This is a genomic window from Caulobacter henricii (assembly GCF_001414055.1).
Lineage (GTDB): Bacteria > Pseudomonadota > Alphaproteobacteria > Caulobacterales > Caulobacteraceae > Caulobacter > Caulobacter henricii.
The window spans coordinates 2,570,869-2,590,461 of the sequence record NZ_CP013002.1 but is presented as its reverse complement, the minus strand read 5'-3'; the positions used below and the strand labels follow the sequence as shown (position 1 = coordinate 2,590,461).

Annotated in this window: 18 protein-coding genes and 1 pseudogene; 12 read left to right on the top strand and 7 right to left on the bottom strand. The window is 65.8% G+C overall.

Features of this window, described 5'->3' with window-relative positions; all coding sequences use genetic code 11:
- Nucleotides 1-77: 77 nt before the first annotated feature.
- From AQ619_RS12175 to AQ619_RS12165, 3 genes are read left to right on the top strand one after another with little or no spacing between them, the layout of a single operon-like run.
- Nucleotides 78-665 carry a glutathione S-transferase family protein gene (locus AQ619_RS12175; protein ID WP_166504228.1) on the top strand — a complete coding sequence of 196 codons (588 nt, stop codon included), beginning with the start codon at nt 78-80 and terminating at the stop codon, nt 663-665.
- A 15-nt stretch (nt 666-680) separates the two neighbouring features.
- A complete protein-coding gene (locus AQ619_RS12170) occupies nt 681-1,712 on the top strand; it encodes a phospholipase C/P1 nuclease family protein (RefSeq protein WP_062147865.1) in 1,032 nt (343 codons plus the stop codon).
- A 4-nt stretch (nt 1,713-1,716) separates the two neighbouring features.
- A complete protein-coding gene (locus AQ619_RS12165) occupies nt 1,717-2,163 on the top strand; it encodes an NUDIX domain-containing protein (RefSeq protein WP_062147862.1) in 447 nt (148 codons plus the stop codon).
- On the opposite strand, the gene AQ619_RS12160 is transcribed toward AQ619_RS12165, so the two are convergent.
- The 3 genes from AQ619_RS12160 to pepN form a co-directional block, all read right to left on the bottom strand.
- Nucleotides 2,164-2,532: a UrcA family protein gene (locus AQ619_RS12160; RefSeq protein WP_062147859.1), complete on the bottom strand. Its 369-nt coding sequence runs from the start codon at nt 2,530-2,532 to the stop codon at nt 2,164-2,166. It abuts the gene before it with no gap.
- A 140-nt stretch (nt 2,533-2,672) separates the two neighbouring features.
- Nucleotides 2,673-5,141, bottom strand: a complete 2,469-nt coding sequence (pleC, locus tag AQ619_RS12155) for a cell cycle histidine kinase PleC (RefSeq protein ID WP_084745959.1) — start codon at nt 5,139-5,141, stop codon at nt 2,673-2,675.
- 229 nt (nt 5,142-5,370) lie between these two features.
- The gene (gene pepN / locus AQ619_RS12150) at nt 5,371-7,962 is read right to left on the bottom strand and encodes an aminopeptidase N (protein ID WP_062147852.1); all 2,592 of its coding nucleotides are present in this window, start codon (nt 7,960-7,962) and stop codon (nt 5,371-5,373) included.
- A gap of 181 nt (nt 7,963-8,143) precedes the next feature.
- On the opposite strand from pepN, the gene AQ619_RS12145 reads away from it, so the two are divergent.
- A complete protein-coding gene (locus AQ619_RS12145) occupies nt 8,144-8,797 on the top strand; it encodes an OmpW/AlkL family protein (RefSeq protein WP_062147849.1) in 654 nt (217 codons plus the stop codon).
- Nucleotides 8,798-8,867: 70 nt separating this feature from the next.
- A complete protein-coding gene (locus AQ619_RS12140; RefSeq protein WP_062147846.1) occupies nt 8,868-9,362 on the top strand; it encodes a hypothetical protein in 495 nt (164 codons plus the stop codon).
- Here the strand turns inward: AQ619_RS12140 and AQ619_RS12135 are convergent.
- Nucleotides 9,359-9,922, bottom strand: a complete 564-nt coding sequence (locus AQ619_RS12135) for a hypothetical protein (RefSeq protein ID WP_062147843.1) — start codon at nt 9,920-9,922, stop codon at nt 9,359-9,361. The genes AQ619_RS12140 and AQ619_RS12135 overlap by 4 nt on opposite strands.
- A 144-nt stretch (nt 9,923-10,066) precedes the next feature.
- Between AQ619_RS12135 and AQ619_RS12130 the strand changes: the two genes are divergently transcribed.
- The 7 genes from AQ619_RS12130 (at nt 10,067) to AQ619_RS12105 (ending at nt 16,816) form a co-directional block, all read left to right on the top strand.
- Complete coding sequence (locus tag AQ619_RS12130; protein ID WP_062147839.1) at nt 10,067-11,182, top strand: acyl-CoA dehydrogenase family protein; 1,116 nt, start codon at nt 10,067-10,069, stop codon at nt 11,180-11,182.
- A 13-nt stretch (nt 11,183-11,195) separates the two neighbouring features.
- On the top strand, nt 11,196-12,419 hold the full coding sequence (locus tag AQ619_RS12125; protein ID WP_062147836.1) for an acyl-CoA dehydrogenase family protein: 1,224 nt from the start codon (nt 11,196-11,198) through the stop codon (nt 12,417-12,419).
- A 285-nt stretch (nt 12,420-12,704) separates the two neighbouring features.
- Entirely contained in the window at nt 12,705-14,216 is a 1,512-nt protein-coding gene (locus tag AQ619_RS12120) for a tetratricopeptide repeat protein (protein WP_062147832.1), read from the top strand.
- Entirely contained in the window at nt 14,213-15,607 is a 1,395-nt protein-coding gene (locus tag AQ619_RS12115) for a right-handed parallel beta-helix repeat-containing protein (RefSeq protein WP_062147829.1), read from the top strand. Before AQ619_RS12120 ends, AQ619_RS12115 begins: the two co-directional genes overlap by 4 nt.
- On the top strand, nt 15,604-16,215 hold the full coding sequence (locus tag AQ619_RS12110) for a hypothetical protein (protein WP_062147827.1): 612 nt from the start codon (nt 15,604-15,606) through the stop codon (nt 16,213-16,215). Before AQ619_RS12115 ends, AQ619_RS12110 begins: the two co-directional genes overlap by 4 nt.
- On the top strand, nt 16,209-16,376 hold the full coding sequence (locus AQ619_RS19100) for a hypothetical protein (protein WP_166504226.1): 168 nt from the start codon (nt 16,209-16,211) through the stop codon (nt 16,374-16,376). The genes AQ619_RS12110 and AQ619_RS19100 overlap by 7 nt, the downstream gene beginning before the upstream one ends.
- Nucleotides 16,376-16,816, top strand: a complete 441-nt coding sequence (locus tag AQ619_RS12105) for a YybH family protein (protein WP_062147825.1) — start codon at nt 16,376-16,378, stop codon at nt 16,814-16,816. Before AQ619_RS19100 ends, AQ619_RS12105 begins: the two co-directional genes overlap by 1 nt.
- On the opposite strand, the pseudogene AQ619_RS12100 reads toward AQ619_RS12105, so the two are convergent.
- The 3 genes and pseudogenes from AQ619_RS12100 to AQ619_RS12090 form a co-directional block, all read right to left on the bottom strand.
- Nucleotides 16,813-18,373 (bottom strand): annotated as a pseudogene (locus tag AQ619_RS12100) (amidase). The gene AQ619_RS12105 and the pseudogene AQ619_RS12100 overlap by 4 nt on opposite strands.
- Before the next feature lie 39 nt (nt 18,374-18,412).
- Nucleotides 18,413-19,195 (bottom strand): thioesterase family protein, encoded by a 783-nt coding sequence (locus tag AQ619_RS12095; RefSeq protein WP_062147821.1) that lies wholly within the window; start codon nt 19,193-19,195, stop codon nt 18,413-18,415.
- A 138-nt stretch (nt 19,196-19,333) separates the two neighbouring features.
- Nucleotides 19,334-19,540 carry a hypothetical protein gene (locus AQ619_RS12090; protein WP_062147818.1) on the bottom strand — a complete coding sequence of 69 codons (207 nt, stop codon included), beginning with the start codon at nt 19,538-19,540 and terminating at the stop codon, nt 19,334-19,336.
- Nucleotides 19,541-19,593: the final 53 nt, after the last annotated feature.

The window sequence follows — 19,593 nt, the reverse complement described above, 5'->3', positions numbered from 1 at the left end:
CTCTTATCGGCGTATCTGTCGGGCGCGGTCTGGATAGTCTGATCACGGCTCCGTGACAACCCTCGTAAGGCGATGTGATGACCCTGCGCATCTACGGCGACACGAAATCGGGCAACTGCCTGAAGGTGAAATGGACCGCCGAGCGGCTGGCCCTGCCCTTTGACTGGATCGAGATCGACATCCTGCAGGCGCAGTCGCGGACGCCGGAGTTCCTGGCGATGAATCCGGCCGGTCAGGTCCCGGCGGTGATTCTCGACGATGGTCGCGCCCTGGCCCAGTCGAACGCCATCATGCTGCACCTGGCCGAAGGGTCGTTCCTGATCCCAAGTGATGGCTTCGAACGCGCCAAGATGTACGAGTGGCTGTTCTGGGAGCAGTACAGCCATGAGCCCTATGTCGCGGTGGCCCGGTTCCAGGTGGCCTATCTGGGCCATCCGGTCAGCGGACTGGACCCCAAGCTGGTCGAGCGCGGCAACAGCGCTCTCGCGCGGCTTGAAACACAGCTGCAACAGACTCCCTACCTGATCGGGGAGCGGCTCAGTCTGGCGGACATCGCTCTGGTGGCCTACACCCAGGTCGCCCATGAAGGCGGGTTCGACCTGTCGCTCTATCCGGCCGTCAAGGCCTGGGTGGGGCGGGTCGAGGTGGCCTTGGGCCTTCAATAGTTTCGCGGAGTTTCCATGTCGCGCCTGTCGTCCAGCTTCAAAGTCCTCGCCCTGGCAGCGGTCCTCGCCGCACCCGCCCCGTCGGCCCTCGCCTGGGGCTCTTCCGGGCATCGCCTTGTGGGGGTGCTGGGAACTCAGGGCCTGCCGTCGGATGTGCCGGCCTTCCTGCGCACACCTGAAGCCGTGGCCGCGATCGGCGAGTATGCGCGCGAACCGGATCGCTGGAAGGGATCAGGCAAGATCCATGATCATGATCGCGACTCCGCCCATTTCCTCGATGTCGACGATCAGGGCCGCATGTACGGCGGCCCGATGTTCACGGTCGAAACCCTGCCGGCCACCCGCGCTGACTATGAGACCGCCCTTCGCGCCGCCGGGGTCGACAGCTGGAAAGCCGGCTATCTGCCCTATGCGATCATCGATGGTTACCAGCAGCTGGTGAAGGACTTCACCTACTGGCGGATCCTGGTCGCCGCCGAAAAGATGGCGACCGATCCGATGAAGAAGGCGTGGTACGCCGCCGACCTCAAGCGTCGTGAGGCCCTGCTGCTCCGCGACCTGGGCGTTTGGGCCCATTATGTCGGCGACGCCAGCCAGCCGCTGCATCTGTCGGTGCACTATAACGGCTGGGGCGACTATCCCAATCCGAACGGCTACACCAACTCGCGCTCGATCCATTTCAATTTTGAAGGCCCCCTGGCCAAGGCCGTCGGCGACGAAGCCCAGGTCAGGGCGCTGATGCCGGCCTACAAGGATTGCGCCTGCTCGCTTGAGACCCGCGTCGTCGGCTATCTCACCACGACCTGGAAACTGACCGAGCCGCTTTATGCCCTCGAGAAGTCTGGCGGTATGGTCGAGACCGATCCACGGGCCCGGGCCTTCGTTCAGGACCGACTGGCGGCGGCCGCAGCAGCCCTGCGCGATCTGGTCACCGAGGCGTGGCGTGACAGCGCCAATGGCAAGATCGGCTACCGGCCGGAAATCAGCGTCGCCGACGTCGAAAGTGGCAAGGCTGATCCCTGGCTCGACCTCTACGGCAAGGACTGACGGCTTGCTCGCGTTCGGCCAACCTGAGCCGGGCCTGGACTACCGCGCCCGTCCCGCCGCCTTTGGGATCGTCGAGAACAGCGTTGGCGCGATCGCGCTGGTGCGGGTCAGCAAGCCCGGCAAGTCGCCCTATTTCGATCTGCCGGGGGGCGGCGTCGATGCCGGCGAGACCGAGCCCCGGGCTATCGTCCGCGAGTTTGGCGAGGAGACGGGCTTGGTGGTCGAGGTCGACGACCTGGTGACCACGGTTTCGCAGTATTTTCTGAAGTCCGATGGCCAGCTCATGCGCAACTTCGGCGGCATCCACACCGCGCGGCTCGTCGGACAACAACCGGACCTCAAGGTCGAAGATGACCATGAACTGGTCTGGCTGGACCCGCGCGATGCCGTCGTCGCCCTGCGCCACGACGCCCATGCCTGGGCCGTCGCGGCCTGGATGCGGCGCGGCTAGCTAGAACAGGCCAACCGGACGCATGGCAAAGTTCGTCGGTGCGGCCCGCTGCGCCTTGCGAAGGTCGGACAGCTGGGTGCGGCTCAGTTCGCCTCGAAGGTCTGACGCGAAATCCAGATAGCAGGCGCGCACCGACAGGCCGCGCAGCTTTTCCGCGGTAATGCGGGTGGCACAGACCTGGTCGGCGGCTCGTTCTGCCCGGCTCAGAAGCTCTGCGGCATCGGCCGGGTGTGACAGGGTCAGGTCGCCGACCAGGATCCTGGCCACGGGCTGTGGCTGGGCAGCATGGGCTGCGGTCAGGCCGATGATCGGGGTGGCGGCCAGGGCCAGGGCGGCGACGGCGGCCAGGCGGTTGATGAACTTGCTCATGGTGGAGATCCCTCGATGTGCGCCGGGCGCGTTCTGTTGTTCGAGGGTGTAGAGCCGGACGGACGCCTTGACCCGTTACGACTGAGTCATGACGTCGATTTAAGTCTATGAAAATAAAGTCATAATTTGGATCGTACGGCTCAGGCAGCGGCGAAGTCGCGGGTCGGGCTGGCCTGGCTCTGGCGGATGGGCAGGCTGAAGCTGACGGTAGTGCCTTCGCCGGGCGTGCTGGCCATGTCCATGGCCCCGTCATGCATCTCGATCAGGGATTTGGTCAGGGCCAGGCCCAGACCGGTGCCCTGGGTGGTCTTCGACAGCTGGCTTTCGACCTGCTCGAATGGCTTGGCCAGGCGGGCCAGATCCTCCTTGGCGATGCCGATGCCGGTATCCTGCACCGAGACCCGCAGGCGATCGCCCAGGGGATCACGGCGGACCTCGGCGCGGATCGTGACACTACCGGAGCGCGGCGTGAACTTGATGGCGTTGGACAGCAGGTTGAGAAGGACCTGCTTCACCGCCCGGTAGTCGGCCTCGATCTCGGGCAGTTGCGGGAAGTCGATGACCAGTTTCAGACCGGCGGCCTCGGCCCGATTACGCACCAGGCGCACGGCGTCCTCGGCGACATCCTCAAGGTTCAGCGGCTCGAACTTCAGGTTCATCTTGCCGGCCTCGATCTTGGACATGTCGAGGATGTCGTTGATCAGGGCCAGCAGATGCTGGCCGGAATTGTGGATGTCCTGGCTGTAGCCCTTGTAGCGCGGATCGCCCAACTGCCCGAACATCTCGGTCATCATGATTTCTGAGAAGCCGTTGATGGCGTTCAGCGGCGTCCGCAGTTCATGCGACATGTTGGCGAGGAACTCGCTCTTGGCCTTGTTGGCCCCTTCGGCCTTGACCTTTTCCATCTCATACTTGCGCGCCAGTTCGGCCAGTTGCTCCTGGCTCCGCTCCAGACCGGTCACGGCGTTCTGAAGCTGCTCCTCATTGAGGCGTCGGGCTTCTTCCTGGTTCTTGATGGCGGTGATGTCGGCCGCGGTCATGACCAGGCCGCCTTCGGCCGTTCGCCGCTCGCTGATCTGGATCCAGCGCCCGTCCATCATCTCGGCCTCGCGCACCCCCTTGGCACCGTCCGGTGCGGGGTGGTCCTGCTTGATGGCCAGCGCCGCGAAGCGGTTGACCTCGGCGCGGGCGGCACCGGGCTTGAGCAGCTTGGGCTCCAGGGAGAAGACATTGCGATAGTTGCGGTTGCACATCAGCAGCCGGCCCTGGCGGTCCCAGAGCACGAAGGCCTCCGAAACGCTCTCGATGGCGTCCCGCAGGCGGTTTTCGGCGGCCTGGGCCCTCGCCTGGGCCAGGCGCTCCTCGGTGACATCCAGGGCCACGCCGATGATGCGGACATAGCCGTCCACGCCCGGTGTCCCGAAGCCCTGGCCGCGGGCGTCAATCCAGATCGAGCGGCCGCCCTGCTGCATGGAGGGCACACGAAACGAGACGTCGAATGCGCCGAAGGTCGCGGCATTCGCCAGGGCCTGGCGGACCCGTTCCTGATGGTCGAGCGAGATGCGGTCCAGCATGTCCTGACCGGAAACGATCCCGCCACCGCCCCAGCCGAACATCACGCCGGTGACGTCTGACAGAAAGACCTGGTCGCCGCGCAGATCCCATTCCCAGATGCCGCAGCGGGCAGCTTCGACGGCCAGACGGAACCGCTGCTCGCTGTCGACGAACTCGCGATGGGCCGCCTCGGCCTTGCGGCTCTGCATCATCAGTAGAAGGGCAAGGGCAATGCCCACAGCGAGGGGGGCCAGCAGATTGAACGCGCCCTCCATGACCTGCCGATCCATGTTGGCGACGGTTCGCGAAGGCGCGCCCGCCACGGCCAGCAAGGTGCCTTCAGCCAGGGGCTGAACGGCGACGTCCAGCAGGGCCCCGTTGGCGGTCTGTCCTCGCAGGGCTGCGCTCTGGTCACCGACATCTTCGATCGACAGAGCGAAGGCTTCGCGAAAGGTCTGCAGGCCGCTGATAGACCGGCCCCGGGTCGCTACCAGCCGGCCGTCGGCCAGGGCGAGGGCGCGGGCGCCGCTCTTGCCGGGATCGACAAGCAGACGACTGGGATCGCCACTGGCGATGATGAAATTGCGTCCGGTCGAGACAGGTGCCACTGCCGCGACATAGAGGCGGCCGCTTTCGCCGGCGGTACCGATCCAGGTGGAGCGCCCCGAGGCCGAAGCGGCTCGGGCCGCCGCCTTCCAGTCCGCCGCTTCGTCGCGGCCGGAGACAGCCAGTATGCCGGATGGTCCGGCCACGGCCACGGCCATGGCTTCGCCACCGCTGGCCCGCAGGGCGATCTCGGCCGCGTCCATGGTGTCGGCCGGGTCACGCTTGAGGATGTCCGAGGCTGCTGACAGACCGGCGCGCTGTGCGGCGAGATTGGTTTCGATGCGGCTGGCCGCAAGGCCCGCCTCGGCGGCCAGGGCCGCACCGCCCGGTGCCCGCGCGACGTCCTGCTGCAGGCGCTTGACCCCAAAGGCCGTATAGACCGCCAGCAGCAGCAGGGCGGCGAGAATGGCGACCCGGACATAGACCTGCGACGGCGCGCGCGCGGTCATCGACCGCACGACACCTGCCGCGGAAAGGCCGGCTCCTGCCGATCTTCCGGGTCTTGGATCCCCAATCCTCAAAAGCCCAAGGCTCCCCGATTACATCGCCGCGAGTCACTTCGCCGCATCGGGTGAATCTAACGCACGCCCAAGGTTCCCGTCACGGTCGAACGGCAGATTTGGCTCGGTATGAGCTTATTGGTCGCAATCCGCTGGTCAGGGTTTCAACTGGCCGGCCCTAGTCGAGGGCCTTGCTGGCCAGTTCCAGTACGTTCTTGGACAATCCAGGGTGGGCAGCGACGCCACTGAGCGCTTCGCGCATCTGGGTTCCCAGGGTGTCAGGATAGCGCCGCCACCCCCCCAGGGCTTCGACCAGACGGGCAGCGGTCATCGGGTTATAGGCATCCACGGCCAGGATTTTTTCGGCCAGGAAACGATAGCCGGCACCAGACGGGTCGTGGAACCGGGCCGGATTGAAATTGGCGAAGGTCGAAACCAGGGCCCTGAACCGGTTGGGATTGGTGGCGTCGAAATCCTCGTGCGTTGTCAGGGCGATCACCCGGTCCAGGGCGCTGGCCGACGGATCCCGGGCCTGTAGGGCGAACCACTTGTCGAGCACCAGTGGCTCATGCCGCCACTTGGTGTGGAAGGCGGCCAGGGCCTTGTCGCGAGCCTCGCCACCGATCTGGACCAGGGCTGACAGGGCACCCATGGCGTCGGTCATATTGGCCGCTGCTTCAAAGTGGCCGACGATGCGGTCGACATTGAGGGCATGCGGGTCGGCCGCCAGCAGGTCGGCGCAACCGTTACGAAGGGCGCGCATTCCGGCCGATCGGGCATCGGCCGAGAAAGCGCTGCTCGCCTGCAGTTCACCATGCAGCCGCCGCAACAGATCGCCCAGATGAACCGCGATGCGGGTGCGCAGGGCGCGGCGGGCAGCGTGCAGGGCTGCCGGATCCGCAGGTTCCATGGCCAGGGCCAGGTCCGGCTCGCTGGGCAGGGCCAGGAGCAGGGCCTTGAATGCCGGTTCCGAGGCCTCGTCGACCAGGGCCCTGCCGAGGGCCTCGGCGTAGCGCTCTTCGCCGACCTCATCGGCCGATCCGGCCGCCCGGGCCAGGATCAGGTCGCGGGCCAGGGTCTGACCGGCTTCCCAGCGGTTGAACAGGTCCGGATCTGCGGCGAACAGCACGTAACCGTCAGCAGGCCGGGCGTCGGTGGTCAGGTTCACCGGAGCTGAAAAGCCCCGCAGGGCCGAGACCACCGGTGTTGAGGCAATACCTGCCCAGCGCACGGTCTTGGTTGAGGTGTCCAGAACCACCACCTCGCTGTCGCGCAGCGGGGCACCGTTGGCATCCAGCAGGCCGATGGTCACCGGGATGGGCAGGGCCTTCTTGGCCGGCTGACCGGGGGTTTGCGCGGTGGCCTGGGTCAGACTGATTTCCAGGGTCCTGGCAGCGGCATCATAGGTGCTGGCCAAGGAGACCGAGGGCGTGCCGGCCTGCTCATACCAGGCGAAGAAGTCCGAGAGGTCGCGGCCGGTGGCGTCGGCGAAGCAGGCGATAAAGGCCTCGACCGTGGTCGCCTGACCGTCGTGGCGTTCGAAATAGAGGTCGCTGCCGGCCCGGAAGGCATCGTCGCCCAGAAGGGTTTTCAGCATGCGGATGATCTCCGCGCCCTTCTCGTAGATGGTCGCGGTGTAGAAATTGTCGATCTTCAGATAGCTGGACGGTCGAACGGGGTGGGCCAGGGGGCCGGCGTCTTCGGCGAACTGGCGGGCGCGCAGGGCCTTGACGTCCTTGATCCGCTGCACGGCCGCCCCGCGCTGGTCGGCCGAGAAGCTCTGGTCGCGGAAGACCGTGAAGCCTTCCTTCAGGCACAACTGGAACCAGTCGCGGCAGGTGATGCGGTTGCCCGTCCAATTGTGGAAGTACTCGTGCGCCACGACCGCCTCGATCCGTTCGAAGTCGAGGTCGGTGGCGGTTTCCGGGTCGGCCAGAAGCAGGGAGCTGTTGAAGATGTTCAGCCCCTTGTTCTCCATGGCCCCGAAATTGAAATCGCGGACCGCCACGATCATGAAGAGATCGAGATCGTACTCGCGGCCGAAGGCCTGCTCGTCCCAGGCCATGGAGCGCTTGAGGGCGTCGAGGGCATAGGCCCCCCGCGGGGCCTGGCCGGGATCGACGAACACCTTCAGGGCCACGGTGCGGCCACTCATGGTGACGAAGCTGTCCTCCAGCACATCCAGTTCACCGGCCACCAGGGCAAACAGATAGGCCGGCTTGGGGAAGGGGTCGTTCCAGACGGCATAGTGGCGGCCGCCCCCGAGCGCGCCGCTGTCGATCAGGTTGCCGTTGCTGAGCAGGTGCTGGAAGGCCTGGTCGGCTTCGATCCGAACGGTGTAGCGCGACAGGACGTCAGGCCGGTCCGGGAAATAGGTGATGGTGCGGAAGCCCTCGGCCTCGCACTGGGTGCAGAAGCGGCCGCCGGACATGTAGAGACCCATCAGCGCCTTGTTGGCCGCCGGGTCGATCTCGACCTCTGTGGTCAGCACAAAGGCGTCTGGCACGGCCTCAAGGGTCAGGAACTCGGCGTCTTGCCGGTAGGCTGAAGAGTCCAGGGCATGGCCGTCCATGGACACCGAAATCAGCTTCAGGCGCTCACCATTGAGGACCAGTGGCGCGCCCGCTTCGCCCGTGCGGCGGATTTTCAGTGTGGTCACGACCCGTGTGGCCGAAGGGTCCAGCCTGAAGTGCAGATGGGTTTCTTCGATCTCGAACGGGAAGGGGCGATAGTCGACGAGCCGGATGGCCTGGGGCGTTTCTGTGCGCATGGGAACAATCTAGAGGGCCGGGCCGACGCGCGCGATAGCCCTTAAGTATTTAGATCGAGCCCAAAAGCCCCATTTTCAGTGCGGACTTGTTCCGGATCAAAGAATGAGCGCCTGAGTCGGCGCAATTCCCCCTTCGGGCGCCCCAAATGCAGCGCCCGGTTCGAGAATAAGGGGATAAACAATGACCGTTGCGACCCGTCTGGCCCTGGCCTGCGCCGCCAGCCTGCTGGCCTTTTCCGCCGCCCATGCCCAGGAAGCCGTCAAGCCGAAGGCCAAGGGTGATCTGGTTCTGAACGTCCGAGTCACGGATGTCGCGCCCGACGCCGGCAATGCCATCACCACGTCCGCCGGTGCCGCCACGGGCCTGAAGGCCGACGTCAATGACGACATCAAGCCGACCATCGGCCTGAGCTATTTCCTGACCGATAAGCTGGCTATCGAAGTGATCGCGGGCACCACCCAGCACACGGTGAAGGCCGTCGGCCCCGCCACCAATGTGGTGGTTCACAAGACCTGGGTCCTGCCGCCTGTCGTGTCGTTGCAGTATCACCCGCTCCCGGATGCCAAGTTCAGCCCCTATGTCGGCGCTGGCCTGAACTACATGCTGTTCTATGGCGACAAGGATCTGAATGGCTTCAAGGTGAAGCTGGACGACGGCTTCGGCTATGCCGTGCAGGTCGGTGCCGATGTGCCGCTGAGCCCCCGCTACAACCTCAATATTGACGTCAAGAAGGTGTGGTTCGAGACCGATGCCTCGATCAATGGCGGCACTCTGAAGTCCAAGGTCAAGCTTGACCCGGTCGTGGCTTCCGTCGGGATCGGCTACCGGTTCTGATCTGACGCCTTGCCTATCTCCGCCCGCTCCTTAAACCCTCGGTGAGTCTAGGGTGTGGGCGGAGATCAGCATGGCAGAGCGGGAATGCGGCGCGTGCGGCCAGTGCTGCAAGCTGATCGGCGTCCGGGAACTGGAAAAGGCACCGCATGTCTGGTGCCGTTACTTCCGCCGCGGCAAGGGTTGCGAGGTCTATGCCGTCCGCCCTGCCGGCTGCGGTGAGTTTGCCTGCGACTGGCTGCTGGACGAGCGGCTCGGCGACGACTGGCGTCCTGACCGCTGCGGCTTTGTCCTGCATGCGGGCGAGGGGGGGCGGATGGTCAATGTTGAGCTCGATCCTGCCCAGCCCAACGCCTGGCGACGCGCGCCCTATGAAGCGGTGTTGCGGGGATGGGCAGCCGAGGGCGCAAGCGAGGGTATGGAGGTTCTGATCTGGATCGGACGCCGCTGCCTGCGACTCTTGCCCGGTGGCGGCGAGGTCGATCAGGGCTTGGTTCGGCCGGCCATGGAGTTTGCCGCGCACGACCGGCTTCGTCGTCCCGGGTCCGGCCGGGACTGGCCGATCTAGGTCTCGATGCGGCTGGCGATCTCGGCTGCGGCCGGGACCTCGTGCAGATAGCGTTCGATCGCCGAAGCCTGCTGGGCCAGGGCCGCCAGGGCCGGCGGCGCATCCTCCGGGTGATCGGCCACCAGTTCGAGGATCTGGCGGGCCATGGCCTGCAGGCGCGGGGCGCAGGCGATCAGGCGGGCCTGATATTCGATCTTGCGCGGATCGCGATCATATTCCGCGCCCGGCGTTCGCCAGCCGCCCCAGTCGTTGGGATCTGTGACCACGACCGGATAGGTGCCGGGATAGGGGTGATGCGGGCAGTCGCTTTCCTGCTGCCATTTGTTTCGGGCCCTGAGCACCCGCCAGTTGGCGAGCATGCCGGTACCTTCGGCATCCACCCTGTCTTCGGGCTTCAGTTCATGGGCGTGAAATTCGCGACCCAGGCCGACGTCATAGGTGACCCGCACCGGCTCGTCGAAGCCCTTGGCCCAGATCGGCACGATACGCTCGATGGTAGCCCAGGCGCCGACGCTCTCGACCCAGACCTTCTGGTTGCGCTGATAGACGGTCTTGGCCATGGCCCCGTGGACGCGACGTGAACTGAACGCTGACCATAAGAACCTGAAATTCTTGACGCCGGGTCAATCTTTCCCTGCAGCGAAAGGTCAGTCAGGGTGTTTTCCAAAGCGCCGATCCAAAGCGGCGCACAGGGAGGCCACCGCGTGGATTTCGACTTTTCCGACGACCAGAAGTTCCTGAAGGACGAGGCTCGTAAGTTCCTTGACGGGCGGTGCGGCCCGGCCGTCGTGCGCGGCGTCCTGGATGACCCCGCCCGGTCTTTTGACAAAGACCTCTGGGCCGCTGTCGCCGAGCAGGGCTGGCTGGGGGCCTGTATCCCCGAAGAGTTCAACGGTCTGGGTCTGGGCCGGGTCGAGCTGTGCGCCATTGCCGAGGAACTGGGCCGCGCTGTCGCGCCGATCCCGTTCGCCTCGACGGTCTATTTCCTGGCCGAAGGCGTGATGCTGGCCGGCAGCCAGGATCAGAAGGCCACCATCCTGCCGCGCATTGCCGCCGGCGAACTGATCGGCTGCCTGGCCACCTCCGAAGGCCCGGGCGTCGTCAATGCTTCGAACCTCGCCTGCCGCGTTGAGGGCGGCAAGCTGACGGGGGTCAAGATCCCGGTCACTGACGGTGATGTCGCCGATATGGCCCTGGTGCTGGCCAGCGAGGCCGGAAAGGCGGGGCTCTATCTGGTCGATCTGACGGCCAAGGGCGTTTCGCGCGAGACGCTCAAGAGCCTCGACCCGACCCGTAGTGTGGCCAAGCTGACCTTCGACGGCGTCGCCGCCGAACGGATCGGCGAAGCCGGTGCGGGCTTCGACCTCGTCCAGGCGATCATGGACCGCGCTGCCGTGCTTCTGGCCTTCGAGCAACTGGGCGGATCCGACAAGTGCCTGGAGATGGCCAAGGACTATGCGCTGGGTCGCTATGCCTTTGGTCGTGTCATCGCCGGCTATCAGGCGATCAAGCACAAGCTGGCCGACATGTACGTCAAGAACGAGGTGGCCCGCTCCAACGCCTATTACGGGGCCTGGGCCCTGAACGTCGACGCGCCGGAACTGCCCATTGCGGCCTCTGCCGCTCGTATCGCCGCATCGGACGCCTTCTGGTTCTCCAGCAAGGAAAGCATCCAGGTCCATGGCGGCATGGGCTTCACCTGGGACGTTGACTGCCACCTTTATTACCGGCGCTCGCGCCAACTCAGCCTCGTGGCCGGCGCGCCGCGGGTCTGGAAGGAACGGCTGGTCAGCCAGCTCGAACAGAAGAACGCGGCTTAAGGGAACGACGAACATGGATTTCAACGATTCACCCGAAGAAGCCGCCTATCGCGATAAGGCCCGCGCCTGGCTGGCTGAGAACGCCGCGGCCCATCGCGCCCAGTTCGGCGATGTGAAAGCCAATACGCCCGAGCACATGGCGGCCGCCAAGGCCTGGCAGGCCCGCAAGGCCGGTGCCGGCTATGCCTGCATCACCTGGCCGGCGGCCATCGGCGGGGGCGGCGGCACGCCGATCCAGTCGGTGATCTTCGGTCAGGAGGAAACCAAGGCGGGCCTCTCCTACGGCTATTTCACCATTGGTCTGGGCATGTGCGTGCCGACCGTGATGGCCTTCTCCAACACGGAGACCAAGCAACGCTTCGTCTCTCCGGCCGTGAAGGGCGAGGAGATCTGGTGCCAGCTGTTCTCCGAACCGGCCGGCGGCTCCGACGTCGCGGCCCTGCGCACCCGCGCCATCAAGGACGGCGACGAGTGGGTGATCAACGGCCAGAAGGTCTGGACCACAGGGGCCCACTACTGCGACTTCGGGATCCTGCTGACCCGGACGGATCCCGACGTGCCCAAGCACAAGGGCCTGACCATGTTCTGGATCGACATGCGCGATGCCGCCGTTGAGTGCCGCCCGATCCACCAGATGTCGGGCGGCCGAGAGTTCAACGAGGTCTATTTCACTGACCTGCGCGTCAAGGACAGCCAGCGTCTGGGCGAGGTGGGTGACGGCTGGAAGGTGGCCCTGGTCACCCTGATGAACGAACGTCTGGCTGTGGGCGGCTCGTCGGGTCCCAACTATCGCGAGATCATGGGCCTGGCCCGCGAACTCACCGGGGCCACCGGCCCGGCCATCAAGGACAATGCGTTCCGCGAGAAGCTGGCCGACTGGTACGTGCAATCCGAGGGCCTGAAGTTCACTCGCTTCCGGACCATGACCGCCCTGTCGCGCGGCCAGACGCCCGGTCCGGAAAGCTCGATCGGCAAGATCATTGCCGCCAACCAGATGCAGGAACTGGCCAATACGGCCGTCGAGATGGAAGACCAGTACGGCATCCTGGTCGATCCCGCTCAGGCCCCGGCCGAAGCGGCTTTCCAGCAGAGCCTGATGTGGGCTCCGGGCCTGCGAATCGCCGGCGGCACCGACGAGATCCTCAAGAACATCATCGCCGAACGCGTTCTGGGCCTGCCCGGTGATGTCCGCGTCGACAAGGATGTGGCCTTCAAGGACATGCCGACCGGCCGCTAGGTCCTTCAGACCTGATCAGGGGCTCGCCGCGCTCGAAAACCGGGCGCGGCGAGCCTGTTTCAGGGCATGATCAAAATCGCTCCGCGGTTGCGTCCGTCACGGATTCGCGATCTTGCGCCGTGTCGAATCCCGCCTGTGTTTGCTGAATTCCCCTGAGGCGCGAATAGTCGCGCGGGCGTGTCAACACGCCGCTAGGCGAACGCTGTTGCTTCACCTTGACAGCCTGCGACACCGGGCACATGAGTCCTTGATGGTTATGGTTAACAGCGTGCTGGAGGGGGAGTGATGCACGAAGCCAGCGATGCTGTTTCGCGCTATTCCGCGCTCCGAAAAGCCCTGACCGGGGCACTTTCTGGTCGGGAGGCTCTGATCCGGCGCATCCCGGTTGGGGCCTTGGTCGCCGTTGTAGTGATTCCCCTGGTCGGCTGTGATGTTGGGCCCAGTTCCTGGTTCCAGCGTCGCGCCAGTGCCTGTCCGCGGCCCCAGGCCGCACAGGGCGTGTCAGGTCAGTTCAATCAGCAGCAGCAGGAGATCCGGGCGCTTCGCCAGGGGGGCTTCCGCGGGGACTTTTTTGCCCAGCTGGAACTGGCCCGCCGCTACGAAGGCCAGCGCGCCGTCGACAAGAATCTCGAGGATCCGGTCGAGGCGGCCACCTGGTACGCCATGGCCCTGGCCAATGCCGGGGGCTATGCGCCGATTGCAGCCTATGAGCGGCGCGCCAAGGGCGACGGCAAGGCCCTGTCGCGGTTTGACGATTGCCGGGCCTTCGAGCGCCAGAGCGCCTATGGGGCCCTGGACAGGCTGCTGTCGCGGATGTCGACGGAAGAGCGCGAGAAGGTTCGCAATCGCGTGATCTACGTGCTGTCCAGCCAGGGCGCGGACGGCTATCGCGTGCTGGCGCGCATCCATGACGCCTTCTTCGGTCCCTATGGCGAGCCGTCCGACAATCTGCAGGCCGTTGAGGCCTATGGCAGCCAGAAGCGGGCCGGAACGCCGGCTGCCCTGGACCTGTTCCGCCGCAACGACGTCGACGCCTATCTCTACAACTATCTGGCCGTGCAGACGGGCGACGTCTCGGCCTATGTGATGCTCAAGGATTTCGAGCGCTCCTCGCCGCAGCGGGCCTCCTACGGGGCCTTCGTCGAGACAAAAGCCAAGCGCTGGATCCCGCCCTACGAATTCTATCCGCCCGAGTCGCCAGAATCCGGCGTGCCCCATTCTGACGAGGCAGATCAGTCGGGCGAAGCCCGCGAAGCGGCCCAGATGCGGCTGGCGGATCTGCCCTTCGTTCACATCGGCGAGGCCCTGGCCTATCTGCGGGTGATCTCGGCACCGATCCTCGACGAGAAGCTGCTGCCGTCCAGCGACGTCCAGACCTTCCAGGCGATGCTTGGCCGTCCCGTTACGGGTCGCCTCAGCGCGATCGAAAAGGTGCGGGCCGTTCAGTATGCAGCCGTCAATGGCTCGTCCAAGGCCCAGCTCGTGCTGGCCGTGATGTATTCCGAGGGCGTCGGCGTGCCGCGCGATTATGCCCGTGCCTATCACTGGTACGAGGAAGCCGAGCGTCAGGGGTCGGCGGAAGCCAAGTACGCCATGTCGACCTTCTTCTCGCTCGGCCTGCAGGGCGTTGCAGACCAGGATCGTGCCCGGGCTGTGGTCTATCAGCTGGACGGGGCCCTGGCCGGCTTCAAGCCGTCTGTCTGGCGCCTGCAACAGCTGCTCGCCCAGGTCTCGCGTCCGCCCAGACCCGCCGCTGAGCGCGGGGGACGGCCTTACATCGAAAGGGACTATCGATGAGCCGCCTGAGCCGCTTCCTGGCCCTTCTGGCTGTGCTGTCGCTCGGCCTCGCCGCCGCGCCTGCCGTGGCCCTGGCCTCGCCGGATGCCAAGGTCGACCAGCAGATCCGCCCCTGTTTTGGCCTCCTGCTGGACCCCAATCTGTCCAAGGGCTGCCGTACAGCCTATCGACCCAAGGTCAGGCCGTGCCCGCGCGGTTCCATCAGCGTGCGCGGCCGTTGCCAGTCCGCCCAGCCTGTCGTGCGTCGCGACATTGATTGCGACTACGCCTATCCGGGTCAGGTCAGCGATACACTCTCCCGCCTCTATGACGGCGACGTCCTGACGCTGACCTCGACGGAGGGCGGGGCCTGCGTCGAGACGCTGAACATCACCCAGTCGGTCACCATCGTCGTGCGCGACTATACGCCTTCGCGTGGCCGCCCGATCCTCGTGGCCCCGGCCGGCCAGCCCTGTATCCGCATCGCGCCCGGCGTGGGCTATGTGGTGCTCGAAGGACTGGGTATCGATGCCCTGCGGGCCGGCAAGGCGTCCTGCATCACCGGCCGCGCCACCGAACTGGCCCTGAAGGGCGTCACGGTGCGCTATGACGGCGAGGGCTCGGCCCTGGACGTCGAGGACAGCCGGATCGAGCTGCAGGATTCCGCCTTTATCGGCCGGACCCGTCAGCCTGTGGTCAAGGCCACCGGCGAGATCATGGCGTCCAATGTCGAGATCGCTGCGACGGCCATCGGCGGAGCGTTTGAGACCTCTGGCGACAGTCGCCTGCGGGATATCCGCATCGTTCGGCTGGGCGACTGGACCGGTTCGGCCCGCACCCGCAATTCCGCCGGCTTTGTCATTGCCGGGATGAATCGCCAGCAGCTGGTGAAGATCGAGGGCCTCTACGTCGACGGCTTCTCGCGCGGCATCTATGTCGGCGGCGGCGATGAAACCACCCTGCTCAATCCTGTCGTCCGCGACAGCGACTGGGCGGTCGTGCTGGAGAATGCCAATCTGCAGATCCGCGGCGGCGATCTGGAGGCCATCGATGTGGGCATCTACGCCGCCTCGGGGATTGTCTTCGCCTCGAACAACCGGATCCATCGCGTCATGCGCTCGGGCATCTATGCCGATGCCGGTGGCCAGGTTCGCTCGGTCGACAACCGCGTCTTTGCCCGTCCAGGGGGCTGCGAGGCCCTGGTCAAGGGGCACTTCAATGGCGAACTGACCTGCCGCCCTTGGTACGAGGCTCCGGAAGTCTTCCGCACGCCGCGTGACCAGGCCCGCCTCGACTTTGACTCGTACTGGCCGGCTCCAAACATATTGCCGGCCTCGGCGACATCGGCTCCGCCTCAGCTGTCGCAGGACGCTCTGGCGGGCGGTTCTCAATCAGGGGGAGCCCCCAAATGAGCAAGCTTGTCCATCTCGTCACCGTTGCCCTGACGGTCTCCGCGTCCCTGGCGGCGACCCAGGTCCAGGCCCAGAGCACCCGCGGGGGCGGGAGCCGATCCGCTGCCTGTGGTGAGCCGCTGAGCGGCCAGGCACCGGACATCATGACCTATGACAGCGCGACCGGGACCCAGATCTTTGTCGGCGGCGGACGCGGCGATACAGAGGTTTCGGCCTATAATGCCCAGACCCGCTCGGCAGCGGCCCTCAGTGGCGATCTCAGCCGGCCTGGTCTGGTAGCGTCCTGTGCCGTCGATGGCTTCACCCGGGAATCCTACGGTGTCACGCCGGACGGTAAGGGCAAGATCTCGGTCAGCGGCCGCGATGAGCGCGGTGAGCGCTGGGCTTTCACCCGGGCTGATGGTCAGGTCGAGGTCTGGGATCCGCGCGTCGACAATCACTGCTTCAAGTCAGGCCTCGGTATCTTCACGCCGGCCGGCAATCTGGGTGTGGCTGTAGCCAATCCGCCCGGTGCCCTGGGCATTGGCGTCGCGCTCGGCGATCGCTTCGGCGGGGTCGGGGTCGGAGCCAACCGCAATTTCGCCGGTGTGGGTCTGGTGGGATGCTGAGATCAGGCCTGATCCTGACCCTGGCCATCGCGACCCTTTGCGGCTGTGCGCAACCACCACAGCAGAGACCCTATATGGGGCCACCCGCCCCCAATGCGCCGTCGCCGGACCGGGTCACGCCGCCGCCGCCACCGATCGACGTCATTCGCCCGCGCGTCTGATGCGCCGCCTCCTGCTGACCCTGGCTCTGCTGGCTGCGCCGACGTTTGCCTGGGCCGTCGAGTCTTCACCGCAGCAACGGGCTGTCGAGGCCGTGATGGCGGACAGCGCCAAGGGCTGGAACGCTGGCGACGTTGTCCGCTTCATGGCCGCCTATTCAGAGGCACCGGAAACCAGCTTCGTCACCGAAGAAGGCCTGGTTCGCGGCAAGGCGGCGATGATCGCCCGCTATAATGCCAAGTACAATCTCGCCGATCCGGCCAAGCGCGGCGTGCTGAGTTTCCAGTCCGTCGACTTCCGCCTGCTGGATGCGGCCCACGCCCTCTATATCGGCCAGTGGTCCCTGACCTATCCCGATGGGAAATCGGCCAAAGGCTATACCAGTCTGGTCATGGCGCTGGAGAAGGACGGTTGGCGGATCGTTGCCGACCATAGCTCCTAAGGGGCTATGGTCGTCTTGAAGGTCGGGGCCTTGCGCCTCATCGTGGCCTGCTCATAGGCATAGCCGAGGTTCAGCAGCAGCTTCTCGCTCCAGGCCGGGCCGATGAACGAAAGCCCGACCGGCAGGCCTGTGACATCTCCCATAGGCACGGTCAGGTGCGGATAGCCGGCGACGGCGGGCAGGGTGGTCGAGGAGCCGCCATAATTGTCACCATTCAAGGGATCAATGGTCCAGGCCGGGCCGGTTGTCGGAGCCACGATGGCGACCGCACCCGTGTCCTTCAGGATCTTGTCGATACCCTCGGGACCGGCCAGCCGCCGGGCGTCTGCGGCAGCCTTGATATAGTCGGGGTCATCATAGCCCTTGGTTTTTTCGGCCCGCTCAAAGCTCTCCTGGCCAAACCACTCGAACTCCTTGGGGGTCGCCTTGTTGAAGGCGATCACGTCGGCCAGGGTGCGGGTCTTGACCTTGGCGGGATCGGTCGAGGCCAGATAGGCGGCCAGATCGACCTTCAGTTCGGTATAGAGCACCACCCCCTCGGCCCGGCCGATCGGGCCCTCGTCGAACTCCTTCAGCTCGACCAGGGTCGCGCCCTGGGCCGCGAGGTCCTTCAGGGCCTGCTCGAACACGGCGTCGGTCTTGGGCGAGTAGCCGGTATAGAAACGCGCCACCGCCAGGGTCACGCCTTTCAGGGCGTCCTTGCTTAGACCCTTGGCATAGTCGGTCTTGTGGCTGTCGGCGGCCTTGGTCGCCCCATCCGCAGGGTCAGAGCCGGCGATGGCGGTCAGGATCTCGGCGGCGTCCCGGACCGTGGTGGTCATGGGGCCGGCCGTGTCCTGGCTGTGGCTGATCGGGATGATGTGGGTGCGGGAGACCAGGCCGACAGTGGGCTTCAGGCCCACCAGACCATTGATCGCCGCCGGACAGGTGATCGAACCATCGGTCTCCGTGCCGATCGCTGCCCAGGCCAGGCCGGCCGCGACCGCCGCGCCCGAACCACTGGACGAGCCGCAGGCGCTGCGATCAAGCACATAGGGATTACGCACCGTGCCGCCGACGGCGCTCCAGCCGCTGATTGAGTTGTTCGAGCGGATATTGGCCCATTCGGACAGATTGGCCTTGCCCAGGATCACAGCCCCTGCCTCGCGCAGCCCCTTGACCAGGGGCGCGTCGCGGCCGGTGACATTGTCCTTCAGGGCCAGGGATCCCGCTGTGGTAGCCAGGGGCTCGGCGGACTCGATATTGTCCTTCAGCAGGATGGGCAGGCCATGGATGGCCGAACGGACCTTGCCGGCCTTGCGTTCGGCGTCGCGAGCCTTGGCATCGGTCAGGGCGGCCGGGTTGACCGCGATAACCGCGCGCAGGAGGTCGTTCTTGGCCTTGATCTGAGCCAGATAGGCCTGGGTCGCCTGTTCTGAGGTCGGCGGCGAGGCTTGGGCAGCGGCGCTGGTGGACAGCAGGGCGACGACGGCCGCTCCGGCCAGGCAGGCGATCTTGGTCATTGGCAGCTTCCCCACGCGAGTCGACATCAGTGGTCGGTCGGATGCGGCGGAGGATGACGGCAAAAGGCCGTCGCCGCCAAGCCCATCCTCGGCTTCAGACGAAAACGGCCACGTTCTGGCGCGCGGCGATCAGCGGACGGCCGCCCTGGTCCCACAGCATCATGTCCTGGGTGGAATAGCCGTCACCGATGGTCTCGGCTGTACTTCGCAGCAGCCGCCAGCCGTCATCGTCCTCCGCGGGCAGGCCGACGACATCCAGTGACCAGGTCATGGTCGAGATCGGACCGAATTTCGGAAACAGGGCCATGGCCGGGGGCGGTGGTGTGTCGGCCAGGGCGATAAGGGCTGCCAGGGAGCGCGCGGTCGGATCGCGGTGGCGGATCCACAACAGATACTCCGGAGGCTGGCCGGACAGGGGCCGCGTGCCGCCGGCCATCCGAACTTCGAACTGGCCCGAAAAGCCAGGCCCTGAACCCGGCGGGAAGAAGAATTCGCAGTCGGCCGGCGGGGCGACGACGGGGCAGGGCAGGTCGCTGTGCGCCACCAGCGACTCCCGCGCCGCGCCGAAGGTCAGGATGGCGCGCGTGGCCAGGCCCTGCTCGCCCACCAGATCAACGCCGACGAACAGGGTCGACTTGCCCTGGCGCAGCACCTTGGTCTCGATGGCCAGCTCGCCGGCTGCCGGACCGATGAAGGCGAACTGTCCCGAGCGCAGGGGTGGGGCGTCGGGCAGGGTGCGAAGCGCCGCTTCCAGGCAAAGCGCCGCGGAGAGACCGCCATAGGTGGTACGGCCCTGCTTCCAGTCGTCGGTAACATGGGCCCCGTGGCCGGTGGCGGTTGCCGTCATGCCGGCAATGAGATCGGTATAGGTGGTCACGCGCGTGTCCTATGGAGCCTGCGCGGAGGTTCGTTTTCTTTCGCTACGGAAGTCAAGCCGGGATCGCCACTGGTCGTGGCAGACGACCGGCGAGCCTTACGCCGTGGCGCTGTAGCCGCCTTTCGACGGCCGCACAGGTCAGTGCCGAGTGGACGCCGCGCTCATCCAGGCCCCCAGGGCGCGGGTTTCTCGGGCGTCGCGCTCTTCTTCCAGCGACATTTCCTCAAGCATGATCGCGGCCAGCAGCCAGTCCTCGAGATCCGAGGCCGAGGCGCGCCCATCCCGGAGCGCGTCCTTGACGGCATGGATCAGCCATTCGACAGCTTCGTCAGTGGGATTGGTCATGGCGCAGTCCTCAGTTCAGCGCTGACCAGAATAGAAACTGCTTCGGCCGTTCG